At 55.0% G+C, this 25158-nt stretch carries 15 protein-coding genes; 9 read left to right on the top strand and 6 right to left on the bottom strand.

All coding sequences use genetic code 11. The features are described 5' to 3' along the window. Positions 1–8: 8 nt before the first annotated feature. The 3 genes from FQU85_RS09875 to FQU85_RS09865 all read right to left on the bottom strand — a co-directional run bounded on the left by FQU85_RS09875 (position 9) and on the right by FQU85_RS09865 (position 5918). Positions 9–3566 (bottom strand): hypothetical protein, encoded by a 3558-nt coding sequence (locus tag FQU85_RS09875; RefSeq protein ID WP_145847397.1) that lies wholly within the window; start codon positions 3564–3566, stop codon positions 9–11. After that, on the bottom strand, positions 3559–4845 hold the full coding sequence (locus FQU85_RS09870) for a DNA repair exonuclease (RefSeq protein ID WP_145847395.1): 1287 nt from the start codon (positions 4843–4845) through the stop codon (positions 3559–3561). The genes FQU85_RS09875 and FQU85_RS09870 overlap by 8 nt, the downstream gene beginning before the upstream one ends. Positions 4846–4931: 86 nt before the next feature. Beyond that, entirely contained in the window at positions 4932–5918 is a 987-nt protein-coding gene (locus FQU85_RS09865) for an HNH endonuclease (protein ID WP_206022040.1), read from the bottom strand. 340 nt (positions 5919–6258) lie between these two features. Between FQU85_RS09865 and FQU85_RS09860 the strand changes: the two genes are divergently transcribed. Beyond that, a complete protein-coding gene (locus FQU85_RS09860) occupies positions 6259–7281 on the top strand; it encodes a hypothetical protein (protein WP_145847392.1) in 1023 nt (340 codons plus the stop codon). Further along, positions 7278–7955 carry a hypothetical protein gene (locus FQU85_RS09855; RefSeq protein ID WP_145847390.1) on the top strand — a complete coding sequence of 226 codons (678 nt, stop codon included), beginning with the start codon at positions 7278–7280 and terminating at the stop codon, positions 7953–7955. Before FQU85_RS09860 ends, FQU85_RS09855 begins: the two co-directional genes overlap by 4 nt. Before the next feature lie 187 nt (positions 7956–8142). On the opposite strand, the gene FQU85_RS09850 is transcribed toward FQU85_RS09855, so the two are convergent. Further along, positions 8143–8376, bottom strand: a complete 234-nt coding sequence (locus FQU85_RS09850) for a hypothetical protein (protein ID WP_145847387.1) — start codon at positions 8374–8376, stop codon at positions 8143–8145. A 58-nt stretch (positions 8377–8434) separates the two neighbouring features. Then, a complete protein-coding gene (locus tag FQU85_RS13505) occupies positions 8435–9859 on the bottom strand; it encodes a metallophosphoesterase (RefSeq protein ID WP_206022039.1) in 1425 nt (474 codons plus the stop codon). On the opposite strand from FQU85_RS13505, the gene FQU85_RS09840 reads away from it, so the two are divergent. From FQU85_RS09840 to brxC, 4 genes are read left to right on the top strand one after another with little or no spacing between them, the layout of a single operon-like run. Further along, the gene (locus FQU85_RS09840; RefSeq protein ID WP_145847385.1) at positions 9860–10516 is read left to right on the top strand and encodes a BrxE family protein; all 657 of its coding nucleotides are present in this window, start codon (positions 9860–9862) and stop codon (positions 10514–10516) included. A 9-nt stretch (positions 10517–10525) separates the two neighbouring features. Then, entirely contained in the window at positions 10526–11338 is an 813-nt protein-coding gene (locus FQU85_RS09835) for a BrxA family protein (RefSeq protein ID WP_145847383.1), read from the top strand. Continuing rightward, positions 11328–11897 carry a BREX protein BrxB domain-containing protein gene (locus tag FQU85_RS09830; protein WP_145847381.1) on the top strand — a complete coding sequence of 190 codons (570 nt, stop codon included), beginning with the start codon at positions 11328–11330 and terminating at the stop codon, positions 11895–11897. Before FQU85_RS09835 ends, FQU85_RS09830 begins: the two co-directional genes overlap by 11 nt. Continuing rightward, positions 11890–15531: a BREX system P-loop protein BrxC gene (gene brxC / locus FQU85_RS09825; RefSeq protein WP_145847379.1), complete on the top strand. Its 3642-nt coding sequence runs from the start codon at positions 11890–11892 to the stop codon at positions 15529–15531. The genes FQU85_RS09830 and brxC overlap by 8 nt, the downstream gene beginning before the upstream one ends. 130 nt (positions 15532–15661) lie before the next feature. On the opposite strand, the gene FQU85_RS09820 is transcribed toward brxC, so the two are convergent. After that, positions 15662–16561 carry a restriction endonuclease gene (locus FQU85_RS09820; protein ID WP_168219970.1) on the bottom strand — a complete coding sequence of 300 codons (900 nt, stop codon included), beginning with the start codon at positions 16559–16561 and terminating at the stop codon, positions 15662–15664. A gap of 287 nt (positions 16562–16848) precedes the next feature. Between FQU85_RS09820 and pglX the strand changes: the two genes are divergently transcribed. The 3 genes from pglX to brxL all read left to right on the top strand — a co-directional run bounded on the left by pglX (position 16849) and on the right by brxL (position 25153). Beyond that, entirely contained in the window at positions 16849–20568 is a 3720-nt protein-coding gene (pglX, locus tag FQU85_RS09815; protein WP_145847375.1) for a BREX-1 system adenine-specific DNA-methyltransferase PglX, read from the top strand. 7 nt (positions 20569–20575) lie between these two features. Further along, a complete protein-coding gene (locus tag FQU85_RS09810) occupies positions 20576–23002 on the top strand; it encodes a PglZ domain-containing protein (protein WP_145847373.1) in 2427 nt (808 codons plus the stop codon). Positions 23003–23125: 123 nt separating this feature from the next. Beyond that, positions 23126–25153, top strand: a complete 2028-nt coding sequence (gene brxL, locus FQU85_RS09805; protein ID WP_145847371.1) for a protease Lon-related BREX system protein BrxL — start codon at positions 23126–23128, stop codon at positions 25151–25153. Positions 25154–25158 lie beyond the last annotated feature (5 nt).

Here is a 25158-nt window from a genome sequence, read left to right as displayed (position 1 = left end):
AGGCGCGCTCAGTCCGTTGTCTCGCTCCCCTCAGAATCCGTTGAAATCCGATTAAGGAGTCTGTCTGCGGCCGTTGCCGCGGTATTTGGTTCCAGTCCGTGCTGACAGTAGGCATCAACCACTGCTGACCGGATCTGGTCGTCAGGCCGCTTCGGGCGCGGATCAAGGTAGCCCTCGTCGCGGAGGTAGTCCCGGAGTTCATCGATTTTGTCCTGCCGGAAGTGACTGATGTCTGGCAGCCCCTCAAGAAGCGCGTCTGGATCGCCATCGACCCGATCCGCCAGCGCACTCACTTCGTCAATGAAGTTGTCGCTGACGGCGCCGCTGGCTTCTAGCACGTCACGGTCAACAGCCTTCCCGCGTCCGACCGTATACGCCTCGACGAACGCTTCCAATGCCGCGCCGTGCCGCCGAACCTGCTCTCGGGACGTCTCCGACAGGAGGCCGTCAACGGCACCGACCTCCAATAACGATTTGAGATGCCCCCAGCGTTCGATGCCAGCAGCCCGGAGTCGATACAGTACCTCCGGGTCGTCGGTCACGTACCAGAGCGGCGCCGAGGCCGCGCCCTGTCGTGGGTCGAACGTCGGCACGTCTAGTCGCTCACGATACGTCCAGTGGTCGCCGCCGTCCGGCTCTGGCACGTCAATCGCACCGGGCGTATCAAGCGTCGGCGGCTCCGCGATAGGGTCATGCTCGTCGCTCGCGGTCAGGTGCTGGAGACTGTACTCAACGTCCGCTTCTTCGAGGCGGGTCTCCCAGCGTGCGCGTTCGTCGTGTCGCGCCGTGAAGTAGAACACTTGCCGCCCGTCTCGCGCCAAATCAATCACAGTGTCGAGGACTGTTTCAGCTCGTTGGTCGTCGAACGGCGCCAGCGTCTCGTCAAGCAACAACGGTGGCGCGGTCTCCTGCTCCCGGTGTTCAACGAAGGCGACCCGAACCGCGAGCAGCACCTGCACTCGCGTTCCACTCGAGAGATTGTTCAAATCGACACGCCGCTGTTCGCCCGTGTCGTACGCTCTGAAGGTTCCGTCATCGAGTCTGAGCTCGAACTGCCCGTCAGTAATTCGACGCAAGAGAACGTCTGCCCGCTGAAACACCGGCTCTTGATTACTACTAATCGTCTCCGTCTCCACGAACTCTAACAGGGTATCCGTGACCGCATCAGCGACGTCCGAATCGAGTCTTTCCTCAAGCGCCGCCAAGGCTTCGTCCCGTTCCTGGACAGCGTCAGCGATCTCCGTCGATGCTTTCGCATCCTCGATGTCCTTCTCCAACTCTGTTTTCTCCTGTAAGAGGTCGTCGTGTTCGCTTGCCGTCTCTCGCTTTTCCTCTAATTCCGCTTCCAAGTCGTCTCTGTTTCGCTCTTCGATCGCCTCGTCGTAGGCATCGTGGTCACGAAGATCGTCACACCGATTCTCGAGAGTGGTCTCCGCCTTGTCTTTCGATTTGACGGCTGCTTCGTACTCCAAGTATTGCTCACACAGCTCCTCAAGCCGGTCCCGGTTGTCCGGCTCCAAGCCACGTTCCGTGAACAGTGACTCCCACTCCGCTCTGTACTGTTCGAGTTCGTCATGTGCCTCCGCGACACTCCCCTCAACCTCTGTGAGGCGCTGCGTCGCGTCCTCGTAGTCGCGCTGCCGCTGTTCAAGACCCTTGATAGCAGCCGTTGCGTCGGCACTCGTTTCAACCTCGTAGGAGTACGTCTCGGTCGTGTACGGCTCGACCGTCGCACAGAATTGCTCACGATACTTCTCGACCTGGTTCTTTGCTTCCTCCAATGCCGCCTCTTTGCTCGTGACGGCTTCGTCGGCCGCCTGCCAGCGCTCGATACGCTCGACGGTCACCGCCAGCTCAATATCGTCATCGACGTCGGTGTCGAACCGGTCCTGAATCCGTTCCCGGGCCGTCTCCAACTCATCCTTGACGTCCTCGATATCGAACTGCGCGCGGAGTTCATCCCGCTTCTTTGCTTCCTGCTCGTCAACTTCGATACTGCTCAGCCGCTCGCGGATATCGCCTAACCGATCTCTGACCGCGTCGGCTTCCCACGTGGCCGGTTCCTCAAGCCCGGCCTGCCGGAACGTCTCCGCATGGGTCGCCCGAGCAGAGTCCGTACTGGTATCGTCGCTCCTCGCACTGAGCGCCGCGTATCCAGCCAGGCCGAGACCCAAGAGCGTCAGCAGGACGCCAGCCGGATTGACCAGCAGTGCAATCACGATTCCCGAGAGCGCTGTCAAGACTCCAGCTGCGACGGCCGCTACAACGGGTCCGCGACTCCGCTCGTCGGCAGTGGCTTGTTCTGATGGGGCTGCAAGCCAGTTTTCAAGCGCGTTCCGCCCACTCTCAAGCGTTCCCCGATCCTTCTGCCCCTCGGAATCATCGCCGAGCCACTCGTCAACGGCAGCTTTGACCCGCTGCTTGCCCTCGACTTCAGCCACTTTGCTGACGAACGATCGGAGTTCAGCAAGGTCATCCGTCTCAACCTCTCGGAGTGTCTCATCATCAAGGTCGAGGGGAATCTTCTCCCGAATCTCATCGCGCTCAGCCGTTGCCTCAGCTACTTCTCGCTCTAACCGATCACGGTCGTCTTCAGCGGCAGCAAGATCGTCACGGTGCTCTCGCAGCGTCTGTAAATCCTCATCGTTAACGCCGTCTTCGGGGAGGTCCGCCTCTGCTAGCGTTTCAGCAGCCGCGCGGTATTTCGCAGCCGCCTCCTGTTCTTGACGCTTCTGTTCCTCAATGTTCTCTTTAACCGTCTCAAGCTGCTCCAGTTCATCACCGTCGAACGACTCCAGCTCGTCCGGGAACGACTCTACCTTTTCGACCTGCTGATCGTAGTCGTCTTGCGCCTCTTTGTACGCGATCGCCGTCTCAAGGAGATCGACGCGATCTCGCGCGGTGGCAGCAGCCGCAAGATCATCCTCCAGCTGGCGTAGCCGCGCGCGTTCCTCCTCAAGATCCGGAGCCTCCCGCCGCAACTCCTCAACCCGTTCGATGGCATCCTCCGCCTCCTGCGTCTCACTAATCCCCCGCGTAGCTGGACTCGCCCCGCCACTGAGACCGAACTCTTCCCGGACAGCATCAATATTGAACCCGCCAGTCGATTCGCGCTGGATGACGTTCGCAAATTCGCCGTCGTCTGTTTCCTCCTGGAGCATATCGTGCAGCGAGAGCGAATACCGACGGCCACCATGGAGAGACGGCACCGGGATTGGATCAGCGGACGCGCCATCCCGGATGTGGTCAGCGACGCCACCGTTGAGTTCGATCCGCCGCGATTCGCCATCATAGGTGAGCGCCGTCCGTACGTTCGCCGACGCCGGCGCCTCGTCCGGCCACAGCGACCACCGAATCGCCTCCGACAGCGTCGTCTTCCCAGCCGCATTCGCCCCGTAGACAACGTTGACACCAGGAGAGAAGTCCTCGAGCGTGAAGCCAGCCGTCTCGAAGCCCGGCGCCCGGTCGATCGTGACGGCGTCAATAGCGATAGGCGTCTCCCGCTCGTCCACTGTGTCACGCTCAGTGTCAGCCTGGTCGGCGTCGGTCGGGGCGGGTTCACTCATCGGCCGTCACCCCCTGTTGCTCAACGAACGCATCAACGAGCCGCCGCGCCTGTTGGCGAAGAACGTCTTTCGTTTCGGCTTCCGTCGGACGAGTATAGGACTCATCATGGCTCTTGAGTTCCCGATACGCGTTGGAGTCGTGCGTCTCTCGGACACTCGCATGCGCCGCCTCAATGACGTCTTGGTAGGGTTCTATGGGTTCATCCCCGTCGAGTGCGCGCAACAGTCCGGCCAAATACCCGATTGGATCATCGTCGCCGGCGCGCTCAGCGAGGTCGATCGAGGGGCTCGTGTTAATATTGACATCGATGACCCGCACTGTCGTCCCGCCTTCCGTGAGTTCAATCTGTTCGAGTTCCCCACGTCGAGTGCGTAGGTCGGTATGTGCGTCCGTCCGCCCCTCAATCACCAATTTGACCGCTAAAAGCTCGGTTTCAGCACCACACTCGGTGACTACGTCACGCAACTGCTCGTGCGTGGCATCGACGATGTCGTGGAATCCCTCCTCGGGGGCTGTTGAGACGGTGACCTCCTCGTAGTGCAGTGTCGCCGACCCGAGCGGCTCTGCCTCAACCGTGCCGTCAGTCCCGACCGAGAGCAACCACGCCCCGTGACCGCCAGTCTCGCTCGGGTCCAGCGGCTGTAGGGAGCCCGGATAGAGAACCGGCGGGTTGTCGTGGCGTGTCCCCGGGACGTGGAGGTGCCCAAGCACCCACGCCGTGTGCCCACTTGTCGCCAAGTCATCTACGGCAACTGGAGCGTACCGATCCTCGTCACTCACGTCTGCGTGGACAACGCCGAGACGCGGCACACCGTCGTCGGACAGGTCGTACGTGGCTAACGGACTCTCGTGATGGTACCGACCCGGGAACGACCACCCCTCAAGATGAAGAAGCGAATCATCATCTGCGTCGGTGAGAGACGTTCGTTCCCACGTCCCGTTCCGGCCGAGCAACTGGAGGTGATCAATTGCATCGGCCAGGTCCGGCAGCACGTCGGCATCGTGGTTACCGGCGACAACGACGAGCGGAATCTCTGCCTCCGCCAGCGTCGTCGCCACAGACTCAACAGCCCCGAACGCCTCGGCGTACCTGTTTTCGCTATCCACGAGATCCCCCGCAACGACGACCGCATCCACTCCCCGATTCACAGCCGTCGCCGCAAGATCAGCCCAGACCTGTCGCGGCGAGAATTCAACCGAATCAAATCTATCGGGAAGCCGACTCGGACGGCGTCCAATATGGATATCCGCCGTACACAGAACCTCGAGTGAAGCCATCTGCTAAGCAAGTGCGGGGTAATTGACGTAAATCCCGCGGTCAGATTAACCCGCAACTCAATCACCACCCAACCAGTACGATTCACTCACACCCACTCAAGCGACGCATTATGCTCCGAGACGTACTGTGGCTCCAGACTCTCCTCCGGAATCGAGATCCGTTCCCCTTCACGGTCAATGATCGTCCGCTGTAACAGGTCACTCTCGCTCTCGAATTCCGGGTTCACACGCAGCCGGTAGTCCTGATCAATCGTGAACAGCTCCCGGTCAAAGGCCGCGTGGTGTGTCTTGCTGAGGGCCAGCACGTTCGAGAGGTCGGCCCGGTGGTCCGGATAGTCGCTCCACGAGAGGACATGCGCCACGTCTAGCAGGCCGGGATGATCCACTCCGGAAATCGGGCACGTTCGGTCATGCCGTGACAGCACCGTCGCCCGGAACTCCGGATCAACCGACCGAGCGTGGACCGTCGCTTCGTACGTCCCCGCACGCATCTCGGCATCACTCACCGACGGTGTCCAGTCTGAATCAGCCCACTCCGCCACCGCACGCTCCACGAACGCTCGCCCGTCATCCGTCAACGCGTACTCGTCACCTTGCTTCTCGACGAGCCCCATACTCCGCAGCCAATTCACTCGCTGTTTCGCCATGTCCGTCTCCCCGCGACTCCACCCCAACTCCGGATGCGTATCGAGCTGCTGCTCACTCACCTCCCCGAGCGTCATCGGCCCAGCAACCAACGCATACAAAAGACTCCTCAATCCGACGTTCCGATCACACATAATCCGCAGCAACGTCCCCACATCGCCCTGCTCAACGTACTCCCGACCTGCATCGCCGAGCTCCCAATGCTCGTTCGCTTGGCGGAGGAATCCGACCTGCTGCAAATACCGCACCCGCCGCAGAATCGACTCCCGACTCGACACATTCGCAAACGATCCCCGATGCCACCCAACGAGTTCATCCGTCGTCGGCTGATGCGCCTCGACAAACTCGAGAATCGCGTCCAACGTCTCGACATACCGCGTCCCACCGCCAAACAATGGAACAATACTGCGAAGCCGATCCGGAGGCATACGGCTACAGTCATAGAGCCAGCAGATGATCCTTTCCCCGCCAGAAACGAGACGTCGAAAAAGACTCTTGCCAATCTAGTGAAACAATTGACTAATTAGTGATATCTCACCGATTGACGTGCAAGATAGGGTGCGAATCGGTCACCGATGAAGATCGTGATCGGGGGTGCTCAAATCCGTAGTGACAAAAGAAGCCTATCACATTTCACTTTCAGTCCGAGGCTACCATCTTTGACTATCCCTGTGGAATACAATACTAAGAACAGCACGCACCAGCAGGTATCGAGCTGCCAAGCAGTATCACAAAACCTATCCGCATCATAGCGGGAATACTCCAATCATGACTCCTCCCACACCGGGCGCGAACAACCCATATAGTGAGGAGGAACCCTATGCAGATGCGCTTCTACGCGGTATTGAGCTTGCAGTAGAGGATGTGTTCGACGATCCTGGTCGAAACATCACGCGAACAGAGCAGGAGAAACTGTGCTACTTCGCGATTAAGGAGTTCGACCTCCCTGTCACCTACAGTTGGTACCTTGCTGGCGCCTACACGAAGGTCGCCGGTGAGCCCGACAACGCTCCGGGCCGGATGACCACCAATACGGCTGGAATTCGACGCGATCACGGGGAAAATGAAGAAGTGCAACAGTATCGGGACTACTTCGCGTCCGAGGTTTTCTTCGACGATTACGACCTACGGGAAGTTTGGTATACCGGGAAATTCGACTTCCTTCGCGACTTCTACCAGGAATGTGCTCCTGACGAGTACACCGACCTATATCTCACGTCTACGGACATCCGAGAGCACCTCGAAACCTTGGATGAGACAGTTGAGCAGGAAACAACGAATCATTCGCTGGCGGATTTCGGCGGAGGCTCACAGGGAAGACTACTGTCTGAATCGGACGAACGAGAGTTCCGGTTGCTCATTTCTGACCTCCATCTCGAGCTTGCGAAGATCGACGAGCTGTCTGAGATAGTGGACTTAGTGACTCGAGGAACAGATGTGATTGAGCAGGTGTTTGCGCAACTCACGAACCTCGAGTCAGTATCGAGCGAGCAAGAAAGCCTGTTACAGGATCTCGCGCCGTACTTCTATTACGATGTCTGGCGATACCCAGCACTGTACATTTCCACGCAAACCGCAGAGGGCCCAAACCGCCACCACTTGGTCGAAGAGCACACAGACCGGTTTACGAGCTTCCACGAAGACCTACTGTCTCAACGAAATCGGATGAGCGAGCGATGTGCTGATACGGATCTATTTCCACGAGCTGGCCATCACTCCCAGCGAGTTGACGAGGAGCAGATGGCTCATCTGCACGAAATGGCAAGAGAGGTTTTGGAGGGGACTGAATGAGCGAGGCCCCCCAACTCAACTTGGATACCTCGGTGATGGTTAATTACGTGTATTCCCACCTTCCAGGGGATCTTGAGGAGGATCGAGGCTGTCAACGACTCATCGATGATGAGTCGTTCTATACGGTGATTGGCGGGAAGGCCAACGACGAGTTCGATGCGCTCTGTGAACGCCGGTACAATCTCTACGATGACGTGATTGCCTACCTTCGCGATACTGACAACGAGATTTTCGACTACGAGCCGCGTGATCGGGATATCCACGTCAGTCCGAACGACCGGAGTCATTTCCGTGACGATATCCAGATGAGCTGGTACGATATGGATAAGCGAGAGCAGCTATCGACACTACGTCGCTGTCTTCAGGATATAGAACTGTATCAGGTGCAGCTTTCGGAAGAATTGATTGACCGGTGTTTCCCGCAGCAGAGCAACGATCAGCTGTTACGTCGGCTCAGGCGGGATCTCGATATTGGCCATGATTGTGAGATTCTCGTCGATGCTGTCGAAATCTCTCGTCAGTATTCGATCTCGACACTCGTTGCTGTGGATTCGCATCTTACCAACAGAGAGCACATTAATATCGTGCATGAAATCATCGAAGATGTACTCGGTGTCTCAGGGTTACTACGGATTTCGGAACCGGAGGGTGTTAGCGCTACTAGCAGCGATTGAGCTTCTATAGACGGTGCAAGGCAACGAAACCCTAACAGATTATTCAGTGAGGTTCGGCTGAATAAAATGCGATCGCGTTACTGAACCCCATACTCTGAGTCTGACACTACTCCACCTTCCAATTTCTGGACATATGCTGGCTGTTCTGTCTTCGAGAAGAACTCGAAGGAAAACACGATTCTGCCTGCTATGAGTCGTCGAGCGGCGGCCGCAAGTCACGCCACCGGAAATCAGCGGTCTCACCCGAATCAAACGCAACCCGGTAGAGCTGCGCATCCCGCTCGTCAGCAGTGACCGAATCCGCATCGTCACTCAGCACTGCAACAACTCGCCCGTGCTCCCCGTGATACTCCTGGTGATCAGGATCTGTCTCATCAGGAATATCGATTCGGACGCGATCTCCCTTGGAGAAGCGCTGCATTATCGGATGGGAGGGCGGTTGTGGTTATCAGCACTTGGGTATCTACGAACGCTCGCAGTCATACCGAGTGCCGCTTCGTTGTCACCCCTGTATCAGAGATTGACAGCTCAGTCACGAACGCGTCGCGGTTCTGGTACGGCTCACTAATCCGTATCGCTGGCCCCGTGTAGAACACCGGTGTCTCATCACCGGCTTCAAACGTATACCCGTCCTCGAAATCCCGGTTCTTCGGGCGGTGCTCATCGCCGATCAGCACGCAGTCAAACGAGACGCGCGATTGGGCGAGTAACTGATCCAACTCAACGTCAGCATCGGACCCCCGATACGGCGTCACTCCATCGTGTAGACAAAGGATATTCGGTCCAGGCGACGCTGCCCCGAACGCGATATTGGACGGTGTCCACTCGCGTGACTGGAACTTCCCCACATCATCAATCCCCACGTTCCCCGCAGGGATCCCGTACGCATCAACAGGGCCGCCAGCGACAGTGGTTGGGCTCGTTGACAACTCTGTGAGGCGTCCCTTCTTCACCTGTTCTTTCAGCCACGAAATCCCGTTAACAGAGTCCGGATACTCTGGTTCATACGAAGTATGATCGTGCGACCCGACAATACAGTACACGGGGATTCCGCTTTCAGATAGCACTTCGAACCAGAACGCTACAGCCTCCAACGTGTCAGCCTCAACTTCGTGATCCAAGATGTCGCCAGTATGGAGGACCGCATCCACATCCCTGTCGATAGCAATCTCAACGACCCGCTTTACTGTATCAATACTTGAGATCTCGTCAATCCACGACACAGTCTTTCCGCTCCCCGTAATCGCACGATTCTCGTACCCAAAGTGAGTATCACTCACGAACAGGATAGACGTCTCCTCACCGCCAGTGACACGCTTCCGCACTTGCCGAACTCGCTCCGGATCAAGCAACACATCGACACCATCACCTGGCCGATCAGCTGCTGGTTCAGCCGGGAACTCAGAAAGCAACACAATCGCACGATCCACCTCATCCCCCGACACCTTCACGGGAAGAACTTCACCAGACTCAGGCGCAACCGGCAACACAGCCCCAGACGGCACGTACCGCTTGTCCTCTAGTCGCGGCTCCGCCACTGTGATCGCCGAAAACTCTGTCACCCGCTCCCCGTTCCCATGCCGGCGCGCGTACTCCTTCCGCTTCCCACGATTCCGCTCATTCTGTTGTTTCCCGTAACAGGAAGCCTCATCAGCCAACAACTCCCCACCATAGAGGACGGATTTCAACGCCTCCCTCCATTCCGGATCCGTTCCAGACGGCAGTGACCCATAAAGAACAGTCAGAGAATCGTAGAGCTCAGTCAACTCATTCCCAGCGCCCATTGTATATACGAATCCATTTCCGTCGGGTGATATCAACTCGGCGATTACTTCTAACTCCGACGGAAGCTCGGGGTGGCCAGAGACGCTGGTTCTAAAACCTCCCCTATTGTGTGTGTACATATGACCTCCGCTGACGTCGCCGACGTGTTCGCCTCAACCAGAGAAACGCTCGAGAAAGCAGGAATTGCCAATGACTTCTTTCTGGATCTTGTCGCTTCCCGTCTTGTAGTAGAACGGATCGGTGAATCGAGTAATCAGAATTGGTGGGAATCCCGGGTTCTATCTGAGACTGGTCGTACTCGGCTGTCTGAAGTAACCCCAAAAACAAAGCTGAAATCCCGAGTTACTCTCGCATTGAAAGTTGGCCGCAAAGCAGAATCAGATCGGGTTGCTGATGATTCAATCTCACTTTTCTCCTTCGGGCCCCAGATAGAATCACGCCTTACCGCTGCCATTGAGGAGCTGGAAGGCGACGACGATCTGACGTTTGAAGCGCTCGAAGACCTATCGGTCCAGTCGCTGGGGAAGGGATGGACAGACGGTATTATTACCGCAACTGCGTCGAACATCTCCAGTACAGACACCACTGAGCCTCAGCAGAGTCCGGGTCCTGGCGAATCATATCTAATCGGCGAGAAGGGCTATACCCAAGATGAGATTGAGCCCGATAAATGGAGAATTCTCACCACTTTCCTTCGAGGATACGGACAGTGTACCGATCAGCTTCAGGTGCCGTACTACAACCTTGAGTCAGAACTTAAATCGGAGAACGCGTGATGAGTTCGTATGAGTAACGAACACGTCGAGCCAGAGGATGAAGAAGGGATTGAGCCAGAAGAGAGCCTCGACCCGAAAATCGCTCACCACAGTACGTATATCGACGAGACAAAAAGAATCCTCCAAACCTACGTAGAGTGTGGTTCTTATGAGGAGCTAGAGCAGCAGGTCGTCGAGGGTAACATCCTGAATAAGAACACCGACGAGTATCGAACGAATATTCTCCGGGAAGTTACGCGTCGGCACATCCCAGACAAAGAGGAGTATACGGAAACTCCGCTAATGAAGGTGATAAGCTCGGATGTTCGTAGTGACGTCATAGACTGGTGTCTCTACTACGAATTCGCCCAAGATTCGTTTATTCGGCTCGTCACAACGGATTTCCTCTATCCTGAATTTGAGCGTGGAACTCTCTCTGTCCAAGCAGTAGACATCGTCGAGTTCATCGAATCGATTCAGGATAACTACGCCGACATACGGGATCGCTCGGAATCGACAATAAACGAAGCCGCTACGAAGTACCTCACCGCTCTCCGCAACTTCGGTCTCATGGAGGGAACCCAGCGGAAGGAATTCGCAGTCACATACATCCCTGATGAGACCGTCGCGTACGTGGTGTATCGACTATTCCAGAAAGGCGTAAATTCCGCATCAGAGATCATCGAACACGACGACTGGAAACTATTCCTCATGAACGAGTCAGAGGTGCAGCGGCGGATTCGAGATATCTCTCCTCAGTACGTAAACTATGAGAAACGCGGCTCTACACAACGCCTCGTGAGAAAGTACGACAGTATGGAGGGCCTCATCGATGCCTTCTGAGTTTCAGGAACGGCTCGAAGAGGTTGAACGACTTGTTCGAGATGATCGTGACGAGGTTGGGAAACGAGCGGGTGTCCCGTTTATTGTCTTCACGTACGATCCAGCCGACGAAATTGAGGTTGACGAGGAGGTCCAGAACCTTATTGAAAAACTGGAATATCACGACCAGAACGTCGCCGGGATTGATATGCGAGACCTGGTCTTCACAACTCTCGAAGAACGCGGGATTTTAGATAGCGTCATCGACCTTGAACGCCGAGACAAAGAGCAGCTGCTCGATGGCCTGAAATCATCGTTGCTGGACGACGGTGGAATGGGGAAGTTGGCATCAGCAATTGCAGAACAGGCAGAGAAAGCGGATACCGTTATTGTCTACCGAATGGGTATTCTCTACCCATTTGCAAGCGCTTCCACTCTAATGGGGCAATTAGAAACGAATACGCCGGACGATACCCCAATCGTATTCTGTTATCCGGCGAAAGTCGATGACAAGAGCTTACGATTCCTCGATGAATCTGAAGGAACATATTACCGCGCAAGGGTGATCGAACATGAGTGACACTACTACATCACACCAGATACACGAAATCTTCTACCGGTCGATTAACCGGAAGATCGACCGCGTCGTCAAAGTAGACAACGACGACCCGAGTGTCGTCAAGAAAGAGCTCGAAGAGTACATCCTCACACCGCAGCTCGAACGGCACTTTTCGGACGCATTAGAGGCCGTCATCGACACCGAACACGCCCAGACGGAGGACGTTGGCATGTGGGTCTCGGGGTTCTTCGGCTCCGGGAAGAGCCACTTCATGAAGATCCTCGGGCACGTCCTAGAAAACCGCGAATTCGACGATACCCAGGCAGCCGACATGTTCCGGGATCGCATCGAGGGCAACGAAATGCTCGACGGTGCGGTCGGCTCCGTGACGCAGAAATTCGACTCGGAGGTGTTGATGTTCCAGATCGGCGCGAAAGCTGATGCCTCCGGTAGCGAGTCAATCACGGAGATCATTCACCGGGAGTTCAACACCTCGCGTGGCTACGCGTCGATGCCCTGGGTCGCCCAAATGGAGCAGGAACTCGAATCTCGGGGAGTCTACGACGACTTCGTCAACGCCATCGAGGCGAACACCGGGAAGGACTGGACGGAAGCCCGCAAGGACGCTATGTTCGTCCGGTCGGACATGGAGACCGCCTTGGTCGAGGCAACCGATGAATTTGACGACGAGGACGATGCAGCTCGGGCGATTGATGACGTCCGGGATAACGTCCTGATCAACCCTTCGACGCTCGCTGAGGATATCATTGACTACGTCGAGAAACGAGAGGAAGAGACGGGTGACAACTGTCGGTACTTCGTCTTCATCGACGAGATCTCTCAATTCATCGGCGACGACGGACAACTCCTCCTGGAGCTACAGAGCATCGTTGAGGAATTCGGACAGAAGGGCAAGGGGAAAATCTTCCTCGGGGTCACGTCTCAGGAGCAGCTCCAGCAGCTGATTCCCGGCGTGCTGGAAAAAGAAGCCGAGGAATCGAAGGTCATCGACCGCTTCCCACACCGGTTCGACCTCACCTCCGAAAACCTCGATAAGGTCGTCCGCGACCGCGTTCTCAGTAAAAAAGGTGAGTACAGGGGTACAATCGGTGGTCTTTACGACGAGCATGAAGGATTCCTCTCGGCAAAGTATAAACTCGAATCTAGCCAAAGTCTAAAACCGATTACGAAGGACAACTTCATCGACTGTTACCCATTCCTTCCCTACCAGCTCGACATCCTCCCGGAAATCTTCAAGTCACTCGGGAAAGGCTCCGACGATCAGTTGGCCGGGAGTGAGCGGACGCTGATTGACGTCACACAGAGCGTCCTCAAAGACGAGCAGTACCTCTACAACGAGGAACTCGGGGCGCTGGTCACGCTGGACATGATCTTCGAGGAGATTAGCAACGACATCCCCAGCAGTGACGTCAAATCCATCCGCGAGGCGAAACCGAAGGATGCCGACACGGAAACCGCACGGCGCGTCCTCAAATCTCTCTACCTCCTCCAACAGCTTCCCTGGATTCCGAACACAGCGGACAACATTGCTACGTCTCTCCAGCGAGAACTCGGCCCGACTCAGGAGTTAGAGGGTGAGGTAGAAGACACGCTTGACGCGCTCGTTGACGCTGGATTCGTCGGTCGGAGCGAAGAGGGATATCGGTTCCTCCGCGAAACCGAGCGTGAGCTCGAAAACGAGATCAAGGGGATCGAAGTTGGTCCTGGCGATATCCGCCGGTCGTCCAAGCGCTTCCTGAATGACATCCTCGACGAAACCTCACGCGTCAACTACGAGGGGCAAACGTTCCAGCTGAACCTGAACATCGACGGCGAAGAAATCACGTCCAAGGGGCACATCGACCTGAAAACCTACTCGCCGATCTACCAGCGATACGAGGACCTCGACCCGGACGGTCTGAAGACGCAGAGCTTCAGCGAGGACGATACTCTCTACTGGATCGCCGACGACGAGAAGCAACACGCCATCTACGACAAGCTCAAATCGATCTACCAGATCAACACCGTCGTCAAAGAGAAGCGTGGCAACGAACTCAGCCAAGAAGAACAGGAAGCACTCGGACAGAAACAGGAGGACCTCCAGCGCCTCCGCAACGAAGTCGAGCGCGAGTTCAAACGCAGCTTCCAGCGCGGTGTGCTCATCTACAATGGCGATACCGAGGAGTTCGACGCGACCAACACCTCGCTGAGTTCACTCGTCGCTCGAAAGACCGACAACGCCATCCCGAAGGTCTTCACGAACTTCAAGCACGGTTCTGCCTCGGTCAAAGACCGACACATCGAGCAGATCTTCGGCGACTTGCAGGACTCGTCACTGCCCTCGGTATTTACTGATCTCGGTGTCGTTCAGGACGGCGAGCTCATCGCGGAGGCCCGCATCGCCTCCGAAGTCGAGGATGAAATTCAACGCCGAGAAAAATCCGGAGAAGATCGGACAGGAGAAGACCTGATTGACCATTTCGCAGAGCCGCCATATGGCTGGAGCCGCGAAGTTGTCAGGCTCGCTGCTGCCGTCCTCTTCCGGAACGGTTCAATCATCCCGACCTACAAGGAGCGAACGTACGGCACGTACACGGAGGATGGTGCACAGGAGCTGTTCACCCAGGTCACGAAGTTCAAGTCCACCTCGTTCGACGAACGGGAAACCGTCGATGTCGAAACCCGGACTGACGCCAAGCAGCTCCTCGACCGGCTGTTCGACCGCAAGGTCAAATCCACGGACCAAGCCGTTGATGAGGGGATTCGGGATGAAGCGAACGACTGGGTATCTATCACGAGTACCCTGCTTTCGCAGCTGCGGCGGGTGGACTTCCCGCTGGCTGACGATGTCGAGCAGTTCCAGACCCGACTCAAAAACCTGCTCGAACAGCCTACATCCGCCAAGCGTATCAAAAAGTTCGTCGAGTTCGAGGACGAATTGGAGGACCTCGCCAAAACGGCGAAAGCGGTAGCCGAGTTCTGTGGCGAGAAGGGCGGCGAGAACCACCTGAAGGAGTACGAGACGATTCAGAACTTCATCTCTGGAGAGTGGGAGACGCTCGTGGACGAAGCAGCTGATCACGATATCGTTCACGTTAGCGATGAAGCACGTGAGGCAGCCAACCGCGTCAAGAACACACTTCACACAGAGGGCGTCGTCGATCTGTGGAATGATGTTAAAACATATTATCGAACAGCAGCACAAGCTTTCGCCTCAACGTACGAGGATCTGTACGAGCAGCGCTACGAGACCTACACCGCTTCCATCGACAACGTCCGGGCGTACGCAGGCGACGACATCGACGACGATGATCTGGAGTCGGCAATATCGGACTTGACGGAGCGCCAGGGCGAAGGATCGGTTGATCTGGATATCTCCGCCAAGGACCACATCAATCCCACACCCTCGCTCACGCGCCTCATCGAGCACATCCAGACCGTCGATGCGTACGAGAGCTCAGCCAAGAACGAAATCGACGACCTCGAAGAAGATGACGACGATGGGAAGATCCGCGAGAAGGTGGATACGTCCGCCATCTTCGGGAGCACCGTCGTGACTGAGCCGGACGACATCGAGGAGCCAATCGCCGACCTCCGAGAAAAGGTCGAAGAACTTCTCGATCAAGACGGCGACGTTGAAATTCGGTTTAGGTAGCCCGCACACCGACACGGCCCATATTTTGAGATAGAATCCATTTTCTTCGGGTTCAAAGGCTCCAACTGGGGTAGGGAATCCTGAACCGTTCACGGTTTTCCCGACGAGATTTGGGAAGCCAGTCCATTATTCAGGTTACTTGCGGAAGTGAGTCGAGACCCAGCAGTCGCCGTTCACTCCTTGAAAACTCAGTTCTATGTTCGAACACCAACTCTGTGAACTCCCACCCATCAATTAACGAGATCTCGTAATCTGAATCCGCAGCGTGCTTCTCGGCGGCCGGACTAACCTGGCCGACTGTGGCCACGATTCCTCTATCGCCGTCATCCATCGATTTGGCAAGCTGGTCTATAGGCTCGGTGCCAAGATCGCCGTCCCCGTAATGCTTGATCTGGATGCGAACAGTAAGATCACCTGGGAGGTTTTCAGCAATTAGGTCCGTATCTCCTTCATCGTCCCCTCTCGTTCCAGCGCCACGCATCGTAGGATAGTACCGCTGGAAAACGGTGAGCATGGCTTCCTCAATGGTTTTCTTATTGATTCCATAGAGTTCGCCATCTTGGAGGAGTTCAAAATACCGGATTTTCTCGGCACCAGCTGACTGTTTGAGAAACGTTTCAACCGCATTTTTATCATCCAGGTCCTGAACCGTATGACTGACTGTTCCCGGATAGAGCTTCTTGTGAATCTTCTGTGGTGCTTTCTGCCCATCAATGGCAGATTTGTTAAACCTCCAATCTATCGGACGTTGATGGGCATAGTCCTCAGATAACGACTCTTTGTACTCATACTCCCCTGTAACTTCGCCAACGTAGACGTTACCATATCGCGGAACAAGAACCGTATTCCCCTCATCCATTTTATTGACGAGCCGATTGATATAGCCGACCCTGAGTCCGATCGCTCTGGGATCGTCATCCGGGTACTCCTTCTCAAGCCGATTTCGGATTTCCTGTTTATCCGCTTCGGATAAATCACCCAACGTGGACCAACCTATCGCAACCATCTCCTCTTGGAGGAATTCCTCCATACGGTCAGTCCCCGCTGGCGTTCGCCGAACAATATACGCGCTGACCATAACTGGCGTCCATCCGGGCAGCTTATAAATTTCATGCGGGCGACGTTTCAAGGCGAGAAGATTTCCCACCGATACCGATTTTTCGAAGGAGTCCTGAGCATCCTGGCGCATCACTTCTAACCCCAACAATATAAGACACGCCGAGCACTTGCTGGTTGTATGTCATCGCGGGCGGGAATCACGACACAGCGTACTGCCGTCCCGCCCGTTTCGTGGCAGTACACGACCCTCTAATATCCATGTCCACGACACACGGTCAACCTGGTCTCTCGTCGGATCAACGCTCAACCATCCGAAGCACCATTCTCAGCACGCGCCATACCCTCGAAGACGAGCTTCGCCGACAACTCGAAAAGTACGGTATCTACGAGGACAAGCGTCTCCCGCTCGAAGACCTCTCTCACCTGTCCGCAGAAGAACGCCACACTCGACGAACGCTGGATGCTGCCATCGAACGAGAACTCGAATCCACGGAAGGCGACTTGGAGCGGTCGATCACAAACTACGTCCGCGAAGCAACGAAGACCTACCTCAACCGCTTTGTCGCGCTGAAGACCATCGAGGTTCGCGGTCTCGTCGAGGAAACCATCACCGAGCGTCCAGAGTACGGCAACCGGTCGTACATGCACCACACCGTGGCGGAGATCGCTGGCGAGCTAACCAACGCTCCAGACGACGGTTTCGGTGCCGCACTCGACCTCGCGTACCAGGAGATCGGTGCGGAGATTCGGATGATCTTCGAGGAATCCGAACACACCGCCATCGACCTCGACGCGCAGGTTCGAGAAGAAGTCCTTGACGAACTGGACGCAATCGACGACGAAGCCTGGGAAAGTGACGAAGCTCTGGGCTGGGTGTACCAGTACTTCGGTGAGGAAGAACGCGAAGAGATTGACGAACGCGTTGACGAAGAGAACTACAAGATCGCAGGGACGGATATCGCTACGAAAACCCAGCTATTCACACCGCGATACATAGTCGAGTGGATGGTCGATAACACGCTGGGTCGAACATGGCTCGAAATGCAGGGTGACATGACGGATATACATACTGAAGATAACTGCTTCTATCTCTCCCCGGTTGATGATTCGTTATATGATCGTGAAGAGAAGCCGGTTGAAGAGATTACCGTGCTCGACCCTGCATGTGGAAGCGGACACATGCTCTTTTACGCATTTGACGTTCTCTACCAGATGTATCTGGAAGAAGGAAAATATCCGAAAGAGCACATTCCCCGAGAAATTCTACGTAATAACCTCTATGGAATAGATATTGATTCAGGAGCGGCACAAATTGCAGCTCTTTCCTTGTATCTCAAAGCGAAAGAAAAATCTCCTGAAGTGACAATTCCTCAGATAAATATTGTTTCTGGTGATGCAGTACTAATCAATGGAGATCGGAAAAAGGAGGTTCTTGAAAGTGCGCGATCCGAGCTGGAGGAGGAAATTATTGAACAGATCTGGGATAGTTTTGCTGACATCCGGGAGTTTGGAAGCTTAATCCGTATAGAAGAACGGATCGACGAGATATTAGAAGAACACCGAGATGCCATCCGAAAATCCGGGCAGGCGAAGTTCACTAGCGAAGGGACTCTCGCAACACAGAGCTCTTTCGTGTCAGGTGAAGGCCAAGAAGAAACTTGGGCAGAAGTTAAACAGCGACTTTTAGATCAGGTGAGTAACTTGGCCTCACAGGCTTTAGAGCAGAATAATGCTATTGGAGAGATGTTTGCGGGAGAAGTCGGAAAGACGGTCGAAATCCTTGATGTTTTGGTACACGAATATGATGTTGTATTATCAAATCCGCCGTATCTCGTTAGTCAGAAGATGGGAGATAATCTGAAAAATTTCCTTAAAAGTAACTTCATGTCTTATAGGAATTCTTATACCTGCTTCATCGAGAGAGGAACCGAACTTACTGCTGACGATGGATACGCTTCTTTGGTTACGCCGGAAGATCTTCTGATGTTGAAGTCATACAGGAAAATCAGGGAAAAACTAATTGACGAGACCCAGATAACTGAAGGACTTCACCTGTCTCGATACGGATTCGATCAGCAAAAAGATTCGTACACTATTGCCTTCGTCATCCGGAATAATGATGAAAACTTTGAGAAGTCGCGGTTCTATAGACTTACACATGAGCTTGAGCGATACTCGACGTTCGAAAAGAAAATAGAGGGTTTAAACCAAATTCAGGAGAGTCTTCGTACAGAGGGTGATCATCCAGACGTATATGTCGTAAATCAGAATAGCTTTACTGGAATTGGAAATAACACGTTCGTTTATTGGTTTGGGCAGGATGTTCTGTCTCTATTTGACAAACATAATACCCTTGACCAATACGTAGAGACATTCAGTGGAATCGTTACTGGCGATAACGATCACCATCTCAGGAAATTCTGGGAAGTCACGGAAGCAAATGCGAAATCGGACTACGAACCGTGGGTCGATAACGGTCGTGATACGGATTATTATGATTATACGGACACTCTTGTTCGATGGGAGAATAATGGGGAAAATATCAAGCAGTATGCCAAGAAACATGGGAAAAACATCCAAGGCTTCTCAGAGATCCCGGAAATGTTCAATCCCGCAATCGTTTTCCGAGACTTCAGCAGCGACTTCACCGCGAAGTATCTAACAGAAGAAGCCATTCACAGTAAAACAGCTTACAAGATAGATATTGCAGATGACCTGATGTATTATCTTCTGGGTTACTTGAACTCCGACCTCAATAGATATATCATGAAGGGTCTGAACCCCGGGTTACATTTTAATCCAGGCGACGTAGAAAATATCCCGTTTGATCCATCTCCTGACGAACTAGAGAGTGTGGAATATTGGGCCAAGTACTGTCTCGAACAGCGGAAACAGCAAGCTGCAATCGAGGATAAATCGTTGGAGTTCGACAATACTGTATTCAGAAACAATTACGACGAATTGTGTTACTATACGGATATGATAGATGCGAAAGTCGCCCTCGCAAGTGGTGTGATTTCCGAACTCGTCTACGATAATTACGGTATTGACAGAGCGTCTAGAAAACAAATATCTGAAGAAGGAAACGCTGAACTAATCAAATATCCTTACGTTTGCAAGGATAATGATGCTGAACTTCCAGACGTTTTTGCGGACAAGGTTCGGCGGGTAGTTGATTCCGAGTACTGGAATGAGATTAGGAGAGAGGTCTCCGGTTCGTCCGAATTGGATGTGATAGAGCTTAGCCATGAATTCGAAGTGTCCCCTCTGACAGTCGCCGAAATAAAGAAAGAAATCGGCCAGTACTCCGATGATCAAACGGAGAAAGCCGCGGGGAGTATCGTATCCGTGATCTTTGGCTCGCTGTTCGGCTACTACGATGCACCAACCCCCGAAAACGATGGGATCCTAGATATCAGTGACCACGCTGATGAATACGAGAGGTTGTTCGTAACGACAGCCGAAGAACTCTTTCAAGACTACGGCCAAGTTGAAAAAGAGATCCAGAGTTTAATCGGTCGGGATCTTCGCACTTGGGTACGAGAGCGGTACTTCAGGTATAACCACTGTAAAGAGTACAATCGAAGGGGCCAAACCAATCCGATCTATTGGCAGATCGAGAGTCCGAATGGCGCATTCAGTTGCTTCGTTTATTACCACGACATCGACGCGAATACGCTTCCGAAGCTCCGTGGCCAGTACCTTGATCCCCGCATTGATGAACTCGAAAACGAACTTGAGACGCTAAACACCCAGACTAAGGGAGATAGTCCAGATACGGAACTCTTGAACAGAAAAGAAGAAGTCCAAAATGACCTCAACGACATCAGGGAGTTCCGTGACACCATCGACCGGATGATCGACGACGGTGTCGGCGTCGATGTTGAGAAGGGCATCTGGGAGAACATCAAGGAGTGGGATCAGTATGAAGTTCTTGAAACTGGACTCCCAAAGATAAAATCGAGTTATTCGAGGTAATCGATATATGGGTGATCTTGCGGACAGCATTATCACGGAACTCCGGCAGAAGTTCGACCGACATCCGGTCTGGGTGTGGTACGACGCTCAGGAGAAGTACAAAGGTGTCCTCGACGAGGTCGAAGCTGCACTCAACGACGTCACGCTCGCCCGCTACGACGGCAGCTATTTCGAACTGAAGCGTCGCCTCCACGAGGAGGATCCGGACTACGAGAAGAACTGGCTGTTCTACATCCCTGAATCACGGAACGACGCTGAGTGGTTCCGCGATATCCACGCCCTCGGACGACAGTACCGCGTCGGCCAGGATATCGATGACACCCCTGTCACGCAGTTTCTCGTCGAGCACGACAAAGAGATTCCTGACGCGTATGAGGACTGGGGCCAGAACCGCGAGGTTCAGCGCCTATCGTTCTTCTGCGTTCTCTTCGACACCGCTGGCCCGGAGACGGATGATTGGGTGCGAGCATACCTATCGAACCCTGAAGAATATCGTGAGACAATCGAGGACAACGCGATGGCCGACGCCTGGGACGCGCAACTCCGAGAGGAGTACGGTGTCACGGCGGGGCTCGACCCGAAAGAGCTAGCGACTCAGCTTCTCTTCGGTGAGGTGGCCAGCCGCGCTCCGACGTCCCGGTACGACGAACTCGCGGCGGACGACACCCGCGCTGCTGCGGCGTTCTGCGACGAGTGGCAGCAGTACGCGCCTGCCGAGTTCCGACGCTACGCCGAACGAATCGAAGAAGACTACGACCTCGCGGAGGCCGTGGTGGAATCGGAGCGTGCCCACTGGGACGCTACGGCGTTCAAGGGCATCGACATGGGCCTCATCCGGCTCGTGATGGAACGACTCGCTGAAGAGACGTACGCTGATCTTCCCGACATCGCCGCAGATCTCGAACAGACCGTCACGACCCGGCAGAACAGCTTCTGGAGCAACGAGGACCTCGTCGATTGGTCCGTCCCTGCCCGAGCCATCGAAACCCTCCAGCAGATTGGAACCGTTGACGCGGACGAGGCGAAGACCCTCACGTCAGAAGAATTCGCTCAAGCCTACACGCGCGAAGACGGCTGGTGGCAGATCGACGCATCCTATCGGCGATACATCGATGCAACCCGGAAGACCACGTTCGTCTACCCCAAGGAACCGATGGTGAAACGGCGGGTCACCAGACACTACATGTCCTTCCTCCAGGACGTCAATCGCCCGCTCGCCGATATCCTGAGTGACGACCCGACGCTCGGAACACCACAAACCTCGTTCTACGAGGAGTTTGCTGACTTGGAGGACGGGACAGCAATCATCATCTGTGACGGCCTACGCTACGAACTCGCCGAAGCTATCAAGGAGAATCTCGGCCGACGAACCGACTTCGAACAGAACCTGAGTGCTGTCAGCGCAGCGCTGCCGTCGATTACCGAAGTCGGGATGGCTGCACACCTCCCCGGAGAACTCGGACTCTCTCTGGACGATGACGACCTCGTCGTGACCAGCGGCGGCGAGGCGATGAACGGCAAATCGGATCGCGTCGAACGGCTCAGCAACGCGGGCTTCGAAGTCGTGGACATGGACGAGGTGAGCGACATCTCGCTGGAAGAGCTGACCGAGTCCGAGCCGGTTCCCCGTGTCGTCTACTCCGGGACGATAGACAAACTCGGTGAGAATCTCGACGACGACGAAGCGTTCAGCCAAGTCGCCTCGCACGTTGACGATGTCGAACGTACGGTCCAGCGGCTCAAGCAAGCAGGATATACCCGGTTCGTCATCACGAGCGATCACGGGTTCCTCTACACGGACCGGTTGTCTGACGACCTCAAGGTCGAATCCCCTGACCTCGCCCCTATCGTAAAGCGACGGTTCGCCGCTGCGGACAGCGATACCCCACTCGTCGATACGGACGAGTTCATCGAGATGGGCCCGGATGTGCTGTCTGATCTCGGAATCGACGCCCCCAACCTGAAGTTACTGTTCCCCCGAAGTGTCGCGTGCTTCAAAGCACAGGGTGGGAACATGCGCTATTTCCACGGTGGAATTTCACTTCAGGAGCTACTTGTTCCGTGCCTCACCGTAACGACCGAAGAAATCGAGGAGAGCGCGTCGATCACCTACGACGTTTCCATCCCTAATCCGATCACGAACTCCATCGTCCCCGTGGAGATCGAGGCCAAAAGCGGCCAAGTTGCCTTCGACCCAGCACCGACCCTGGAAGTCCGTGCGAACATCGACGGCGAGCCTGTTGCAGACCCTGCTTCGATGGAGATTTCGCCGGGAACCAATACCACCCGAGTCCGGCTCAAACAGGGCGCGATCTCCGGCGAGGACAGTGTGCAATTCGAAGTCATAGACACCGACACCAGAGAGACGATAAGCAAGCAGACGGTCAAGCTCGATCTGCTCTTCGGAGATGACGACATGGGATTCGACGTCTAAACACTGCCCGTTCTCAGCGATTTGTGCTGGCCGGCCCGAGAGTAGATTCGAAGCAGTCGTCGATAGTGGATTGGCCCAGTTTTACCGACACCAATATGCCCCCGGCTCTGTTTCTCCTTTATAATGACAACTGAGGACGTCGATCAGAAAGCCCTCGACGTCTTTCCCGGACGCGTCGTCCGGAAGGATCTCGTTCAGGACATCAAATCTGGCGCGAACGTTCCCACGTACGTTCTGGAGTACCTCATCGGGCAGTACTGCGCCACGGATGATGAGGAATCACTTGAGGAGGGGCTCGAAAAGGTCAAAGAGATTCTGTCGAAGCACTTCGTCCGACCTGACGAAGCCGAATTCGTCAAGAGCGAAGTGCGCGAGCGAGGGCGCTACCGAGTCATCGACAAAGTGAACGTCCGACTCGACGAGCAACAGGACGCCTACATCGGCTCGTTCGTGAATCTCGGCCTGAGCGACGTCGAGGTCAACGAGCATCTCGTCAGCAAACATCCCAAGCTCCTCGGCGGTGGTGTGTGGGCCATCATCGACCTGGAATACCTCCCAGACAACGCAAACAGCCCGAAGAGCCTGTTCGGAATCGACTCGTTCAAACCGATTCAGGTATCGAATCTCGATCTCGACCAGCTGAAAGAACGTCGCCGTGAATTCACGCGCGACGAATGGCTTGACCTCCTGCTCCAAAGTGTCGGATACGATCCTTCCGCGTTTTCGGAGCGCGAGAAGTTTCTCTTCCTCACTCGATGTATTCCGCTCGTTGAGTCGAACTACAACTACGTCGAGCTGGGTCCCCGTGGAACCGGGAAGAGCTACCTCTACCGTGAGATTAGCCCGCACTCCATCCTCATTTCCGGCGGTAAGACGACCGTTGCGAAGCTCTTCCTGAACCTCAACACCGGTCGGATTGGACTCGTCGGCCGCTGGGACGTCGTCGCCTTTGACGAAGTTGGCGGACTCCAGTTCAGCGACTCGGAAGCAGTCCAGATGCTCAAAGACTACATGGAGTCCGGGAGCTTCTCACGCGGAACTGAAGAGCTCACAGCACAGGCTTCGATGGTCTACGTCGGAAACATCGACCTCGACGTGGAAGGCGTTCTCAAGAGCTCCCACCTCTTCGAACCGTTCCCCGAAGATATGCAGGATCTCGCCCTCATTGACCGCTTCCACTACTACCTCCCGGGATGGGAAGTCCCGAAGATGCGCTCCGAGTTCTTCGGTGACCAGTTCGGATTCATCGTGGACTACTTCGCTGAATTCGTACGCGAACTCCGGAAGGAATCCTACAGCGACGTGATCAACGAGGAGTTCGCATTCGGAGATCACCTGAATCAACGAGACGAGAAGGCTGTCCGGAAAACCGTCTCTGGTCTACTCAAATTACTTCACCCGCATGGAGAGTACACCAAGGAAGAACTCCGCGAATACCTCGAATTCGCAATGGAGGGCCGGAGAAGGGTGAAGGAGCAGCTGAAGCGGATGGGAGGAATGGAATACCGGGCAGTGGAGTTCTCGTACCTCGATCTTGAGACGAAAGAGGAGATCTACGTCCCGGTGCCGGAGGAGGCTGATGAGACGCTTATTCCCCCGGGAACACAGCAGCCTGGGACGGTCTACACTATCGGAAACAGCGAGGGTCGCCACGCACCGTTCCGGATTGAAACACAGGCACTTCCGGGCTCAGGCAAGACGAACATCTCAGGAACCCCGGGTAGTGATATGAAGGAATCGTTCGAGACAGCGTGTGACTATCTTCAGGCGAATATGCGAGAGCTTCGCCGGGATGAAACGCTGGATGAGTACGACATCAACGTTCAGGTGCTCAATCCATCTGACGCGAGTGAAGGCGGCGAGACGAGTGTTGGACTACTCGTAGGGATCGTCTCGGGTATTCTGGACCGACCAGTCCGTCCGCAAGCCGTGGTACTAGGTGCTATGAGTTTAATGGGAGAGCTGGTCGCTGTTAGCTCCCTTGTCGATAAGCTCCAGTTAGCTGCTGATTCGGGGGCAAAGACGGTGCTGCTTCCTGCGAAGAACAAAGAAGATTTGGCGAAGATACCTGATGAACTCCTTGATCAACTTCAGCTCGTATTCTACACTGATCCGCTTGACGCAGCTAGTAAAGCAATAGAGTTGGAGTGATCTCG

The sequence above is a fragment of the Salarchaeum sp. JOR-1 genome (assembly GCF_007833275.1).
GTDB lineage: Archaea > Halobacteriota > Halobacteria > Halobacteriales > Halobacteriaceae > Salarchaeum.
Note: the sequence above shows the minus strand (reverse complement) of the source record. Positions and strands in the feature narration are given on the sequence as shown.

Coding starts and splice junctions, on each gene's coding strand:
- FQU85_RS09875 (WP_145847397.1), bottom strand. CDS start 3,566: ATGAGTGAACCCGCCCCGACCGACGCCGACCAGGCTGACACTGAGCGT.
- FQU85_RS09870 (WP_145847395.1), bottom strand. CDS start 4,845: ATGGCTTCACTCGAGGTTCTGTGTACGGCGGATATCCATATTGGACGC.
- FQU85_RS09865 (WP_206022040.1), bottom strand. CDS start 5,918: ATGCCTCCGGATCGGCTTCGCAGTATTGTTCCATTGTTTGGCGGTGGG.
- FQU85_RS09860 (WP_145847392.1), top strand. CDS start 6,259: ATGACTCCTCCCACACCGGGCGCGAACAACCCATATAGTGAGGAGGAA.
- FQU85_RS09855 (WP_145847390.1), top strand. CDS start 7,278: ATGAGCGAGGCCCCCCAACTCAACTTGGATACCTCGGTGATGGTTAAT.
- FQU85_RS09850 (WP_145847387.1), bottom strand. CDS start 8,376: ATGCAGCGCTTCTCCAAGGGAGATCGCGTCCGAATCGATATTCCTGAT.
- FQU85_RS13505 (WP_206022039.1), bottom strand. CDS start 9,859: ATGTACACACACAATAGGGGAGGTTTTAGAACCAGCGTCTCTGGCCAC.
- FQU85_RS09840 (WP_145847385.1), top strand. CDS start 9,860: ATGACCTCCGCTGACGTCGCCGACGTGTTCGCCTCAACCAGAGAAACG.
- FQU85_RS09835 (WP_145847383.1), top strand. CDS start 10,526: ATGAGTAACGAACACGTCGAGCCAGAGGATGAAGAAGGGATTGAGCCA.
- FQU85_RS09830 (WP_145847381.1), top strand. CDS start 11,328: ATGCCTTCTGAGTTTCAGGAACGGCTCGAAGAGGTTGAACGACTTGTT.
- brxC (WP_145847379.1), top strand. CDS start 11,890: ATGAGTGACACTACTACATCACACCAGATACACGAAATCTTCTACCGG.
- FQU85_RS09820 (WP_168219970.1), bottom strand. CDS start 16,561: ATGGAGGAATTCCTCCAAGAGGAGATGGTTGCGATAGGTTGGTCCACG.
- pglX (WP_145847375.1), top strand. CDS start 16,849: ATGTCCACGACACACGGTCAACCTGGTCTCTCGTCGGATCAACGCTCA.
- FQU85_RS09810 (WP_145847373.1), top strand. CDS start 20,576: ATGGGTGATCTTGCGGACAGCATTATCACGGAACTCCGGCAGAAGTTC.
- brxL (WP_145847371.1), top strand. CDS start 23,126: ATGACAACTGAGGACGTCGATCAGAAAGCCCTCGACGTCTTTCCCGGA.